The sequence below is a fragment of the Parasediminibacterium paludis genome, from assembly GCF_042651445.1.
GTDB classification, from domain to species: domain Bacteria; phylum Bacteroidota; class Bacteroidia; order Chitinophagales; family Chitinophagaceae; genus Parasediminibacterium; species Parasediminibacterium paludis.
The window spans coordinates 286739-300215 of record NZ_JBHSDC010000003.1 but is presented as its reverse complement, the minus strand read 5'-3'; the positions used below and the strand labels follow the sequence as shown (position 1 = coordinate 300215).

Sequence of the window (13477 nt, the reverse complement as noted above, 5' to 3'; positions counted from 1 at the left end):
AATGCACCAAATTAGTTTTACATTTCTTAATAAAAAAAACATTCGCAAAGGCTTGCAATTCTTTTTTTAGGCTATAAAAAAACAACAAATAGAAATTGATGGAAGCATTTTACCATTCATAATAATCCCCTCAACAAAAAGTAGCTTTTATACCTCTCTCACTTATCTTCAAGTTTCACTTTTATTAAAACTTTACGACACTTATGAAAAGAATTTTTGTAGCAACTGCCTTGTTTGCAAGCGTTTCGGCCTTTGCGCAACAAAGAGATAGTGTGCCAACTAGACCAAACGGAGGCATTCCAAACATTGCTGGGCTTGGCGGTTTTGGTGCAAGAGGTGGTGGTGCCCCAACTGCCGCCCCTAAACCGTTTAAAGAGGTAATTACCGAAAAAGCTATTAGTAAAAAAGGCTTATTTACAGTACACAAAGTAGAAGATAAATACTACTTTGAAATTAAGGATTCGTTATTAGGAAGAGAAATCTTAGCAGTAACGCGCTTTGTTAAAGTACCTAGTGGCGCTGGTTACGGCGGCGAAATTGCTAACCAACAAACCTTAACTTTTGAAAAAGGCCCTAGTAACACAATTTTTTTAAGAGTGGTAACTTTAGTGAGTACCGCTGATTCTACAAACGATATTTACAAAGCGGTTACTAACTCTAATATTAACAGTATTGCACAGTCTTTCCCAATTGCGGCTTTTAGTAAAGACAGTACTGGTAGCGTAATTGACGTAACCGATTTCTTTAAAGGGGATAATTTACCTGTAAGCATTAATGCTAATGTAAAAAGAAGATATAGCTTATCTGCATTGGCAAGCGATAGATCTTTCATCCAAAAAATAAGTACCTATCCTATTAATACAGAAATTAAAACTGTAAAAACATTTTCAGCTCAAGCGGGCGGCGGTTTTGGTGCAGCACCCTCTCCTTTCCCTAGTGCTTCTTTACCAGCGGCTTCTCAGTCAGGCGCAGTTACTATCGAGCTAAACACATCTCTATTATTATTGCCAAAATCACCTATGGCACATCGGGTGGCTGACAAACGTGTAGGTTATTTTACAGATGATTTTGTTAAGTATAGCGACGAACAGCAACAAGTTGAAAACAAGGAGTTTGCTATACGTTGGAGACTTGAACCAAAAGAGGGTGACTACGACAAATGGTTAAAAGGCGAACTAGTTGAACCTAAAAAACCAATCATTTATTACATCGATCCAGCAACACCAAAACAATGGCGTAAGTATTTAATTTTAGGAATTAACGATTGGCAGAAGGCTTTTGAAAAAGCTGGTTTCAAAAATGCCATTATGGGCAAAGAGTGGCCAGAAAATGATACCACGATGAGCCTTGAAGATGCACGTTATTCTGTAGTACGCTATTTTGCTTCTGATATTGAAAATGCTTATGGTCCTAATGTGCATGACCCTCGTAGTGGCGAAATTTTAGAAAGTCATATAGGTTGGTATCACAATGTAATGAAGCTTGTACACGATTGGTATATGATTCAAACTGCAGCGGTAGACCCTCGCGCAAGAAGCATGAAATTTAGCGATGAGTTAATGGGCGATTTAATCCGTTTCGTATCATCTCACGAAGTGGGTCATACACTTGGTTTACGTCATAATATGGGTAGTAGTAGCAAAACGCCAGTGGAAAAATTGCGTGATAAGGCTTGGGTAGAAGCTAATGGTCATACTGCTTCTATTATGGATTATGCCCGCTTTAACTACGTAGCACAACCAGAAGATAATATTTCGAAAGAAGGTTTGTATCCGCGTATTGGCGATTACGATTTATGGGCTATCAAATGGGGTTATGGATTTATTCCAGGTGCTACAGATGAAGACCAAAAGAAGGCTAGTAGCAAAATGATTATTGACGCTTATAAGGCAAATCCTCGTACATGGTTTGGCACTTATGAAAGTGGCAACCCTGCTGACCCAAGAGCACAAAGCGAAGACTTGAGTGATAATGCAGTGAAAGCTAGCGAATACGGTATTAAAAACCTACAACGTATTTTACCTAAATTACCAGAATGGACTTACGAAGAAGCAGATTTACAAGAAAATATTGCCGAAATCTATACCCAGTTGCTTGGTCAATTTAGAAGATATATGGGCCATGTAACTAAAAACATAGGTGGTATTACAGAAACTTTTAAAAGCGTAGACGAAAAAGGTGATGTATACGAAGTGGTGCCAAAAGCTTATCAAAAAGAAGCGGTAAGTTTCCTAAATAAACAATTATTCCAAACACCAAAATGGTTGATTGCTAAAGACATTTGGAATAAATTTAATAATCCAATTACGTTAGACCCACTTGCCAATGCGCAAGAAAGCACACTTGCTAGTTTATTAAGTACTGATAGATTAAATCGTATGCAAATTTGCCTTGAACGCTATGGTGCAGATAAGGCCTACAATGCAATGGAATTATTAAACGATGTTCAATCTGATTTATTTAGTGAACTGACTAGTAAAAAACCAATTGACGAGTACCGTAGATTATTGCAAAAAAGCTACGTAGAAAAACTTGCTAGTATCATCAATCCTAAAACTGAAGGACCAAGCATTATTATTGCTGCTGCTCGTGGTGGCTTTGGTATTGCACCGGTAGATTTAAAACGTAGTGATGTACCAGCTATTGTTAGAGCACAATTAGTGTCTTTGCGTAGTAAAGTAGTTGCTGCGGCCCCTACAACTACCGATACAATGAGTAAAATACATTTGTTAGATTTAGAGCAAGCCATTAAAAACGCTTTAGATCCTAAATAATAAACTGCTTAAATAGTGGAACGCCCAATACCGTAAAACGTATTGGGCGTTTTTATTTACAGAAAATATTTTAAGAGATTATTATCAAATATACCCAACAGATTGTTGTTACTTCACGGCGCATTTGTAACATTTTCTTATGAAAAAAGGCCTTTATTTATTAATATTTATTTGCGTAGCATACACTAGCGAAGCACAACAAAAAAACTCAATCATTGGTGTAGTAAAAGATAGTGTAACAAACACTATTATCGAATTTGCCAGCATTAGTAATATTAATAAAAAAAATACCATCGTAAGTAATACAAAAGGCATGTTCAAAATTGATATTGCTTTAAACCATTTACTATCGGTGGCTGCTGTTGGTTATAACTTTGATACTATTCGTGTTACAGAAGATTTATTACAATTAGATACATTAACCATACTACTGCATCCTTTATCTAAAAGATTAGCCGATGTAACGGTTACCACCAAAACGAAATACAATCAATACCAACTTGATAGTATAGAGCGTAGAAGAGATTTTTTTATTAATAGAAGTGACGTAAAAATTCCAGTTGTATCTCTCGCCAATTCTGGAGTAGGCTTAGGCATTAACCTTGATCATTTTTACAATAGAGAAAGGCGAAAGCGTAGCGCTATGGATTTATTTAACGATATGGAAAATGAGTCATATACCAACTATCGCTTTACACCTGCAATAATTAATAAATACACGAAGTTGGAAGGTGAAAAGTTAGTAACATTCATGCAACTATATCGCCCAAGCTATGCTTGGTTGCGCAGCCATACCACAGAAGAAGATGTTTTGTATTACATTAACGACAAACTAAAAAGCTTCAATAAGCGGCAGAAGAAATAGATTACCGCGGCGGATTGTTAAGTACTTTTTGTCTATTCTGAATTTCCTTTTTGATTATGGCACCAAAGTTTCTGTCTACTAAAAATACTTTGTTAGCTCGCTCGTCTGTTCCAAGTACTTTTTTGAAATCAGCAAAATACCTTTTTTTAATAGCTAGCACTTTCTCGTCAAAAGCTATCACATTGTCTTTACTTTCTGTTTTGGCTTTTTTTAAATCATCGAAATAACCAAAATATAAAGGCCAAAATTTCTGTGCTTCATCAGTAGTAAGGTTTAGTTCACGCGTGATATAGGCAATTTTTAAACCTTGAACATTCACACCAGGCTTTGGCGGTTCTTGTGCAATGCTAGTAAACACTGCAATTAGACAGAATAACGTAATGATTAGGGGCTTCATGTGCTATGTTTTTTGCTTCTACATTCGCGATTACTATATTAAATTATAATATCACCAACAATGAAAGCAGTTTATATACCAGGTTGCTGTTCTTCGCCTGAAGGTAAATCAGCTTCTTTTAAATATTCTTTCAACTCTTCATCAGGTATTGATTGAATATGATCTTGCAATTCGGGCAATTTAACATCAATAGTTGTTAAAGCGTTTGAATTGGTGATAGAATTGACATTTTCTAAATAATTCAACAATTCTTCACTACTTATTTTATCAATATTACTATTGATATCAATTTTTTTGTAAGCCGCATAATCTATTTTTCCAGTGCTTTTAGTAAAAATAAAAGCGCTTATGGCCATTAAACTTATTACACAGGCGGCAGCGATATATAGCATCTTACGTTTAAATGATGTCATAGACACTACTCTAGCCGAATAAGTTGCATCGCTTATGTTCGCCTTGAATTTAGTAAAGTATCCTTCGGGTAAGGCATAAATATTTCTCTTATCGATGGTATTAAGTATCGGCGCAACAGCCTCAAGTTCTGCAATTACCTCGTTTTTACTACCTGTTTCTTGCGCAATTGTAGCAAGCACTCTGCTACTTAAAGTGGCAAAATAGTCTTGCGGCACAGTAAACGGTGTTGCTATTTTGGGTAAGTTCTCCGCTGAAATTTGCGATAAGATAGCCTCGCTTAGACCAATAAAATAGTTGTTAGGTACGCCATAGGGCATACTATTATTAATAGTAGCCAGTAAAGGGGCTACTGTTGTTAATTCCGCCAATATGTTGGTATCCTTTTTCATGTGTTGTATTTATGACGCACAATAAGCTGCTACGTTTAACCACCTAAGATAAAGGCCTCAATTTTTTTTGCCGCATGATGGTAACTAGCTTTTAAAGCGCCTTCACTCGTTTCTAAAATTCGGCTCATTTCTTCATAAGGCATTTCGTCGTAGTAGCGCAAATTGAACACAAGGCGCTGCCTTTCAGGCAATTGTTGGATGGCTAATTGCAATTTCCATTCTAACTTATTAGCGTCGAAATTACTATCTGCTTTGATGGTATTACTTAAACTACTTTCTATATCATCAAATCGCTCTGCACCTTTCCGCTTTTTTTGTTCTAAAAAACTCAGACACTCGTTGGTAGCTATTCTATACAACCAAGTATATAGCTGGCTATCTTCCCTAAAATTGGCCAAGCCTTTCCACACTTTTACAAACATATTTTGCAATACGTCGTTGGTATCATCGTGGTCAATTACCATTCGTCTTATGTGCCAATACAACTTTTCCTGATATTTTTTTACAATAGCAGTAAAAGCCAGTTCTTTATTTGCACTGTTTTTGAATTGATACAACAATTCATTGTCTTCAGCAAGCATGCAGGGAAATTTTCTAGTACAACTTTATTTAGGACTTCCAAACCGCACTAATAGTTTAATGCATCTGTATTATTTAGTAAAAATTGCCTTTGGCAACATTGCATGTACTCCTACATTCCCATCTACCAATTGCGTAATATTTACATCTACAGCCACACTACACAACATATAGGCTTCGGCTTGAGTCATCTTTTTTTCTTCCATTAAATATTTAATCATTTCTCTAACCGCAATATGTGTAGCCGCATTTAAATCTCTATCGCAGCCCATTGCTATAATATGTGTTGCTGTTTCGGCACGTGGAAAAAGTAGTTTTTTCCCTTTATGAACAATAAATTGAAAATTACCTTTAAGCGATGTTTCAATGGCGGTAATATCTACTTCGCCATTGCCTTGAGCCGCATGCCCATCCCCTATTTCAAACAAAGCGCCTTTTACATGCACCGGAATAAATAACGATGTGCCAGCTACCAACTCCTTGTTATCTAAATTACCACCATGTATCCAAGGTGGTGCGCTGTTCCAGCGACCTGCTTCTTTTGGCGGTGCTACGCCCATACTACCAAAAAATGGATGCAAAGGAATATCAATGCCTTCGGCAAAATGACCAATCATTTTTTTAGCATCTAATGGTATGATTTTCATGTTACGGTCAAAAATCTCATCTGACAAAAAACCGCTTTGTCCAATCGCATTGTAACCATAAGGTATGGCCAAATCAATACTAACAATACGTACTTCTAATACATCGCCTGGCTCGGCATCTTCGATAAAAATAGGTCCCGTTAATACATGTCCACCAGGGCCACGATCTTTAACGGTTTGCACCTCTCGTAATTCTTTTTCTACTTGATCTGGCGCTACGCCAGCCGCTTCTAACCGCTCAGGATTTGAGGTAAGCAGTGTATGAATACGCACAAAGTCACCCGATTGAATGCGTAACGCAGGCTTGGCTTCAGACCAATAATTACCCCAAACAACTGTAGCGGGTGATTGCGTTAATAGGAGCGGATTAGATGCTGTTCCTGCCTTTTGTGCTGTTAATGACAGCGATACAAAAACACAAAAAAGCAAAGCCCACGTTTTAAATGGAATAGACATTTGCATAGCGAAAGTTTTGGTTGATTGAAACATGACTACTAAGATAGCCACAACTTAGTGATTTAAAGCATTGAATGTGCTTAGTTGAAAAGAAATTAGTGGTAAACGGTGATACATTTATACAAAAAACCATCTTCACTTTGTATAAATTATTATTATGACGCCAACAGATTTTGCAACGCTACAATTAGAAAATGAGCGTTTACAAATGATTATTACCGCCTTAGCTGAACAAAATCGCCAATTGCAACAACAGGTAATGCAACTACAAGCGTTGTATAAAGACACCTCCAATCTGGCGCACCCAAATGGATGGATGCAAACTGATGCATCCAATCAACCCCACCCGAATGGATGGATATCAACCGATGCATCCAATCGTAGTCACCCGAATGGATGTATGCCTACTAATACATCCAATCAAGATCATCCGAATGGATGGATACAAACCGATGCATCCAATCGTACTAGCCCGAATGGATATATACCTACTAATGCATCCAATCAGGATCATCCGAATGGATGGATACCAACTGATGCATCCAATCGGGCAGCAGATAAGGAGGCATTACATCCTAATGCAGCACATTTTGTTACTTTACCGAAGCCATTACAAATAGACATGGCCTTATTTAAACATCTTTTACGAGAAGCAGGTGTGGGTATCAATAGCATTTCTTTAACTAGCAGCGCCACCATACTATGGTTCTGCATACAGCAACCGCTACATAGTTCAGCGAAGTTGATGGCGCTTACAGGCTTCTCAGAAGGTGGGGTTTCTAAAAGGTTGATAGCCCTAAAAAAGTTACAGCTGTTGCACAGAAGCGGCTATCAATATTATACATTAACACCAAAAGCTATTGCGATAGTTAAGCAAGCATTGGTATAGCTACAAAAAACAGTAGGCATCCTAATCCTCCTCTACCATAAAGCACACATCTTACATCTAGGCATTAACCCATTATATTTGCGGCTCTAAATTTTGAGATCATGTATAGAACGCATACTTGTGGCGAATTAAGAATAGCGAATGCCAGCCAAACTGTAACCCTTGCAGGCTGGGTGCAAACGGTAAGAAAATTTGGCCGCATCACTTTTGTAGACTTACGTGACCGCTATGGTATTACACAATTGCTATTTAATGAAGCCTTAAATGGTGAACTAGACGCTAACCCATTGGGTAGAGAATTTGTATTGCAAGCTACAGGTACTGTAAATGAACGCAGTAATAAAAATGCTAACATACCCACCGGTGATGTAGAAATTGCTGTTACAAGCTTTAAAATATTGAATAAAAGCGAAGTGCCACCATTTACAATTCAAGATGATACTGATGGTGGTGACGAGCTACGCATGAAATACCGCTATTTAGACTTACGTAGAAATGCAGTAAAAAAGAACCTTGAACTACGCTATGCTGTAGGTAGAAGCACTAGAAATTATTTGCACGAGAATAATTTCATGGATATTGAAACCCCATTTTTAATTAAATCTACACCAGAAGGTGCTAGAGATTTTGTGGTACCAAGCCGCATGAATGGTGGTCAATTTTATGCCCTACCACAAAGCCCACAAACATTTAAGCAACTATTAATGGTAAGTGGTTACGACCGCTATTACCAAATTGTAAAATGTTTTAGAGACGAGGATTTGCGTGCAGACCGCCAGCCGGAATTTACACAGATAGACTGTGAAATGGCATTTGTAGAGCAAGAAGATATTCTGCAAATGTTTGAAGGCTTGATAAAACGCATTTTTAAAGACGTAAAAAACATCGATTATACCGAAACTGTAGAACGGATGACTTGGGAAAACGCCATGTGGAACTACGGTAACGATAAGCCAGATATTCGTTTTGATATGAAAATCTGCAACTTAAAATTCCCAATCCACACCTTCCCTGCCAAAGAAAATATTAGCCACTTAATTGGCGGAGCTGGTTTTAGTGTGTTTGATGATGCAGAAACGGTATTGGCAATTGCAGCAAAAGGCTGTGCAGACTACACCCGTAAGCAAACAGATGAATTAACAGAGTGGGTAAAACGTCCGCAGATAGGTATGAAAGGCTTGGTATTTATTAAATGCAATACCGATGGCACATTTAAAAGCAGTGTAGATAAATTTTATAGTGAAGACAAATTAAAAGCCATTGCCGAAGCTACCCGTGCACAAGCAGGCGACTTAATTTTAATACTTGCAGGTGCGGAAGAACGCACACGTAAAGCTACTAGCGATTTACGAATGGAATTAGCCAACCGCTTGGGCTTACGCAAAAACACTGAGTTCAAACTGTTGTGGGTGTTGGATTTTCCATTGTTTGAATATGCCGAGGAAGACAACCGTTGGGTAGCACGTCACCATCCATTTACATCGCCTAAGCCAGACCATATTGATGTAATGATTAATAATAATCCAGTGATTGAAGATGCTGCGAAGTACTTAGAACATCCTTATAGTAATATTAAAGCCAATGCTTACGACCTGGTTTTAAATGGTAACGAAATTGGTGGTGGTTCTATTCGTATTTTTCAACGTGAACTGCAAGAAAAAATGTTTGCTGCGCTTGGTATGACAGAAGAGGAAGCAAACCATAAATTCGGCTTTTTATTAGGTGCATTTGAGTACGGCGCACCACCACATGGTGGTCTTGCTTTTGGTTTTGATAGATTGTGTGCCATTTTAGGCGGCAGCGAAAGCATCCGTGATTTTATCGCTTTCCCTAAAAACAATAGCGGTAGAGATGTGATGCTAGATGCACCAAGTAGCATTGATGATAAACAATTGAATGAGTTACAGATTAAGTTAGCCCCAACAGTAAAGGCATAGTTAGTTGTAGCAACGTATTCCAAAAAATCCTGCTAGCGGTTTGCTAGCAGGATTTTTTATGCGGTTACATGGCAAAACAAAATGAATACTAAATTTTTTCATATCAAACAACTGCGAATATTCACAGTTGTTTGATACGTTTTTACAATATACTTTCACATTGCAAAAAATCAGTAGCTACGAGCATTGCAAAAAAATAATTTATCAACAAATAATTAAAACTAAAATAAAAACAAAACTAATTTGCATTATGCTATTAATTATAGCAGCAACAACCTTAACGATTATGTCTTGTAAGAAACAAGATGCTGTGATAAGTGGGGAACAAGATATAACTTTTTTTAAGAGAGACGAACTACTAAAAGATGCCTTTTCGACATTAAATGGTTCTCTAACCGATGAAACTTTACTAAATAAAGTAATTGCCGAATTTAAAGACTACGATAAAACAAAGCATATATCGCAAGATATCATTACTAAATTTGGCAGACCGAAATGGGATATAAGTATCATTTTAAAAAACAACAATGGATTTAGAACTATCGTTACACCTATTTCTAATACTAAAAACGAAGTAACGGCTTTAGCTCTTTTTTATCAGAATAGCATTAATGGTTTTGATTATAAAATTATAAATAGAAAAACACCTCAAACAAAATTACCTGAATATGGCGACAAAGAAGCGAAAACATTTACAAAAGCAACATTATTAGGCTTATTCGATGTTTCTGAAAAAAATCAAGCCTCATTTTACAAAACAAGCACTAACAGCCAAATACAAACTAATTCTGTTGGTACTCAATCTATTATGATCAGTTGGGTTTGTTGGTTTTATTATTCTTTCACTACAGCTGCTGACGGTACTATGTATTACAACACAAGTGGTACTCAATGTGCCGTTAATGTTTCTAGTGATAACCAGAGTATTGCAGCTATTGGCGATGATGGAAGTGGTAATATTGGAGGAAGTGGTGGAAGTAGTTCACCAAACCAACTTGATTGTCAAGCTCTACAAGAAGAAGCAATAAATAATGCCGAGGCAGAATTTCAAACTTATGCACAACCTCAAGAAAATATCCCAATGGAAGAAATAACAGCTGTTAATGATCCATCACAATCAAATCCAGTTTCTCTTATTTATAGTTGGAAAATTGCTGAGCATATTAATGGTCTGTGGAACGTTACAGCCAGAACTTATATTAAAGTTGAAAATGAAGATGTAGATGTAAATAAATACTATAATAAAAATTTAACAATACAACATCTTGGAAGTCAATATTATGGAACTAATACTTTAGCTACTTCGACTTGGACAGAAGATCCAGCTATGGGACACTTAGAACAGGTTATAGGAAACCATACTTCTACACCAACTGCAACTAGTACTGTTTCTGGTACTATCCATCATGAATTAAATGCTGAAATAAACATAAAACTTCCTGAAACATGTGGCGGAGGAAACATAAAAATAAAGCCAACAGCTACTTTTCATCGATCAAATTCGTTTGAATATAAAATTTATCATTAAGATAAAGGAAGACCTATGCTTAATTAAGTAAAAACTTAAACCGATGAGTCGCATTTTTTTATTATTACTTATTCTATCAACATATTCTTGTAACACTACTAACCACAACTATGCATATTCGATAAAATTTGCTTTTGGTGGATTTAATGACAAGAAGATTGATGAAAATATGACCTTACACCCTTACTACCTATACAAAGGAAATATAATTGAGCTTGCCTTGAATAGAAAACAGAACACTACTATCGAGGTAACTCTTAATTCACAGAATAAAGAGTTTGAAAAAATCACTTCGAATAAAATTACTTTCGACACAATAGGTGTTCAGATAATTGATTTTTCGAATGACCGTTTCATACAACTTGATAGCTTTAAAAACAATTTCAAAATAATTAAAACAGGTCGTTATAAAGATTCGCCTATTGGTCTGAAATTAAACTTAAATTCAAATGACAAAAAAGATAACTTTTCAGATTATAAGCTAGAAGACACAATTATTAATAATGAAAAATTAAAATTCATTGTCAATAAAATTAAAGGAGCTATAGGAAATGATTCAATTCTTACCACAGAATACTTTGTTCAAAAAGAGGGGTTTAAGAGTATTTTTAATTTATCTAGCAAATCAGTCAATAGAAAAATGGCTTTTTACGGCTTTGACTCTAGACTTATTGAACAAAATTTAAAAGTAAGTATTAGAATTGAAGGAATAAGAGATTTAAGCAAATATGAAGAGGATATTTGTGAACACATATACTCTGCTTTAAAAAAGTAACTATTAATTTAGAAATTGTAAAAAATCCTGTTAGCAGTTTGCTAGCAGGATTTTTTTATGCAACAATTTGCCATTCCATCTCAAATACAAATCCATCAAACTATTTTTTTTTAGCCACTATCCATTAGTATTTATTCAACAAATGACCTAGAACAGTAAATATTGTACACTTGTAAGCCAATATTTTTATCGAAAGCACGTAAAACATCTCGAATTTTAAAAAAAATAATTAAAAATGGGCGCAATAAAGTTTTGCAAATTAAATTTATCCTTATCTTACAAGCACTAAGTTGTACAAACTACTAGGCATTTGTTTAAACCCCATTTACTGTACTAAAATTTTTGCTGATTTATGACGAATAGTGCTGACTTATGGCAACAATACATTACCCAACCTGGCATATGGGACGAAATGAATACGGGTTCGTCTATCCGTGAACAATACAAAAAAGTTTTTGAAGTACTGCAACACTTACCTGTAGAAGCTTTGCACCAAAAAGATAAACTTGCTAGCGATTTGTTTATGAATCAGGGCATCACGTTTACGGTGTATAGCGATAATGCTGGTATTGAGCGTATTTTTCCATTCGATATTATTCCACGTATTATTACCTCAGCAGAATGGAATCACGTAGAAAAGGGTATTCAGCAAAGGCTAAAAGCCTTGAATATGTTTTTAAAAGATGTGTACAACGAACAAAACATATTAAACGATGGCGTTGTACCTAGAGAACTGATAGAAAGCTGCCCACATTTTACCCGTGAAGTCTTGGGTATAAAAGTGCCTCACGATATTTATGTACACATTAGCGGTATCGATTTAATTAGAGGCGAAGACGGTACTTTTTACATTTTAGAAGACAACCTACGTACACCAAGCGGCGTAAGCTATATGCTTGAAAACCGTGAAGTGACCAAGCGTTTGTTTCCTAATTTACTATACCAAAGCAAGGTTAAAATGGTGAGCAGCTACCCATTAATGCTGCATCAAATATTATTGCAATTGGCTCCTAGCCAACTTAGTAACCCCAATGTGGTACTACTTACCCCGGGTGTGTTCAATTCAGCTTATTACGAACATACCTTCTTGGCAAGAAGCATGGGTATAGAACTAGTAGAAGGTAGAGACCTAATAGTAGATAATTATAAAGTATATACCAAAACTACCAATGGCTTAAAGCAAGTACATGTTATTTATCGTAGGGTTGATGACGAATTTTTAGACCCGATGGTATTTAGAAAAGATAGCCTGCTAGGTGTACCAGGCTTAATAAGTGCTTACGCAAAAGGCAATGTCGCCATTGTAAATGCACTTGGTAATGGCGTAGCCGATGATAAAGCCGTGTACTGCTATGTACCTGCTATGATTAAATATTACCTAAACGAAGAACCGATTTTACCAAACGTACCTACCTACCAACTAGGTGATGATGAGCAACGCAAGCATGTGTTTGATAATATTACCAACATGGTAATTAAGCGTACCAATCAATCAGGCGGTTATGGTATGTTAATGGGTAATAGCGCCTCAGAAAAAGAAATTGTTGACTTTATAAAAGCAGTAGAAGAAGACCCAAGAGGCTTTATTGCACAGCCAATTATTAAACTATCTACCGTACCCTGCTTTATTGATGGCAAGTTTGTACCACGCCATGTAGACTTACGCCCTTATGCTTTATGCGGCCCTGAAGGTGTACATATTGTACCGGGTGGCTTAACACGTGTGGCACTACGTGAAGGCAGCTTGGTAGTAAACTCATCGCAAGGGGGTGGTAGTAAAGATACTTGGGTGGTAGAGTAACCCGTCAACCGTTTACCGACAATAGT

At 36.5% G+C, this 13477-nt stretch carries 11 protein-coding genes; 7 read left to right on the top strand and 4 right to left on the bottom strand.

What is annotated here, in order from left to right:
* Positions 1-203: 203 nt before the first annotated feature.
* Both ACFOW1_RS04975 and ACFOW1_RS04970 read left to right on the top strand, forming a co-directional pair.
* Complete coding sequence (locus ACFOW1_RS04975) at positions 204-2774, top strand: zinc-dependent metalloprotease (protein WP_379012617.1); 2571 nt, start codon at positions 204-206, stop codon at positions 2772-2774.
* A gap of 139 nt (positions 2775-2913) precedes the next feature.
* Positions 2914-3639 carry a hypothetical protein gene (locus ACFOW1_RS04970; RefSeq protein WP_379012616.1) on the top strand — a complete coding sequence of 242 codons (726 nt, stop codon included), beginning with the start codon at positions 2914-2916 and terminating at the stop codon, positions 3637-3639.
* A gap of 1 nt (position 3640) precedes the next feature.
* Here ACFOW1_RS04970 and ACFOW1_RS04965 read toward each other — a convergent pair whose 3' ends face one another.
* The 4 genes from ACFOW1_RS04965 to ACFOW1_RS04950 form a co-directional block, all read right to left on the bottom strand.
* Positions 3641-4036 carry a hypothetical protein gene (locus tag ACFOW1_RS04965; protein WP_379012615.1) on the bottom strand — a complete coding sequence of 132 codons (396 nt, stop codon included), beginning with the start codon at positions 4034-4036 and terminating at the stop codon, positions 3641-3643.
* A 71-nt stretch (positions 4037-4107) separates the two neighbouring features.
* A complete protein-coding gene (locus ACFOW1_RS04960) occupies positions 4108-4839 on the bottom strand; it encodes a hypothetical protein (protein WP_379012614.1) in 732 nt (243 codons plus the stop codon).
* A gap of 35 nt (positions 4840-4874) precedes the next feature.
* Positions 4875-5420 (bottom strand): RNA polymerase sigma factor, encoded by a 546-nt coding sequence (locus tag ACFOW1_RS04955; RefSeq protein ID WP_379012613.1) that lies wholly within the window; start codon positions 5418-5420, stop codon positions 4875-4877.
* 69 nt (positions 5421-5489) lie between these two features.
* A complete protein-coding gene (locus tag ACFOW1_RS04950) occupies positions 5490-6572 on the bottom strand; it encodes an acetamidase/formamidase family protein (RefSeq protein WP_379012612.1) in 1083 nt (360 codons plus the stop codon).
* Between the two features lie 106 nt (positions 6573-6678).
* On the opposite strand from ACFOW1_RS04950, the gene ACFOW1_RS04945 reads away from it, so the two are divergent.
* From ACFOW1_RS04945 to ACFOW1_RS04925, 5 genes are all read left to right on the top strand, one after another.
* On the top strand, positions 6679-7410 hold the full coding sequence (locus ACFOW1_RS04945) for a hypothetical protein (RefSeq protein ID WP_379012611.1): 732 nt from the start codon (positions 6679-6681) through the stop codon (positions 7408-7410).
* Between the two features lie 101 nt (positions 7411-7511).
* Positions 7512-9347, top strand: a complete 1836-nt coding sequence (gene aspS, locus ACFOW1_RS04940; RefSeq protein ID WP_379012610.1) for an aspartate--tRNA ligase — start codon at positions 7512-7514, stop codon at positions 9345-9347.
* A 250-nt stretch (positions 9348-9597) separates the two neighbouring features.
* Positions 9598-10875 (top strand): hypothetical protein, encoded by a 1278-nt coding sequence (locus ACFOW1_RS04935; protein ID WP_379012609.1) that lies wholly within the window; start codon positions 9598-9600, stop codon positions 10873-10875.
* A 43-nt stretch (positions 10876-10918) separates the two neighbouring features.
* Positions 10919-11650, top strand: a complete 732-nt coding sequence (locus ACFOW1_RS04930; RefSeq protein ID WP_379012608.1) for a hypothetical protein — start codon at positions 10919-10921, stop codon at positions 11648-11650.
* 352 nt (positions 11651-12002) lie between these two features.
* Positions 12003-13451, top strand: a complete 1449-nt coding sequence (locus tag ACFOW1_RS04925; RefSeq protein ID WP_379012607.1) for a circularly permuted type 2 ATP-grasp protein — start codon at positions 12003-12005, stop codon at positions 13449-13451.
* Positions 13452-13477 lie beyond the last annotated feature (26 nt).

What these genes read in the sequence shown, in the direction of transcription:
- ACFOW1_RS04975 (WP_379012617.1), top strand. Translation starts at nt 204, where the DNA reads ATGAAAAGAATTTTTGTAGCAACTGCCTTGTTTGCAAGCGTTTCGGCC.
- ACFOW1_RS04970 (WP_379012616.1), top strand. Translation starts at nt 2,914, where the DNA reads ATGAAAAAAGGCCTTTATTTATTAATATTTATTTGCGTAGCATACACT.
- ACFOW1_RS04965 (WP_379012615.1), bottom strand. Translation starts at nt 4,036, where the DNA reads ATGAAGCCCCTAATCATTACGTTATTCTGTCTAATTGCAGTGTTTACT.
- ACFOW1_RS04960 (WP_379012614.1), bottom strand. Translation starts at nt 4,839, where the DNA reads ATGAAAAAGGATACCAACATATTGGCGGAATTAACAACAGTAGCCCCT.
- ACFOW1_RS04955 (WP_379012613.1), bottom strand. Translation starts at nt 5,420, where the DNA reads ATGCTTGCTGAAGACAATGAATTGTTGTATCAATTCAAAAACAGTGCA.
- ACFOW1_RS04945 (WP_379012611.1), top strand. Translation starts at nt 6,679, where the DNA reads ATGACGCCAACAGATTTTGCAACGCTACAATTAGAAAATGAGCGTTTA.
- aspS (WP_379012610.1), top strand. Translation starts at nt 7,512, where the DNA reads ATGTATAGAACGCATACTTGTGGCGAATTAAGAATAGCGAATGCCAGC.
- ACFOW1_RS04935 (WP_379012609.1), top strand. Translation starts at nt 9,598, where the DNA reads ATGCTATTAATTATAGCAGCAACAACCTTAACGATTATGTCTTGTAAG.
- ACFOW1_RS04930 (WP_379012608.1), top strand. Translation starts at nt 10,919, where the DNA reads ATGAGTCGCATTTTTTTATTATTACTTATTCTATCAACATATTCTTGT.
- ACFOW1_RS04925 (WP_379012607.1), top strand. Translation starts at nt 12,003, where the DNA reads ATGACGAATAGTGCTGACTTATGGCAACAATACATTACCCAACCTGGC.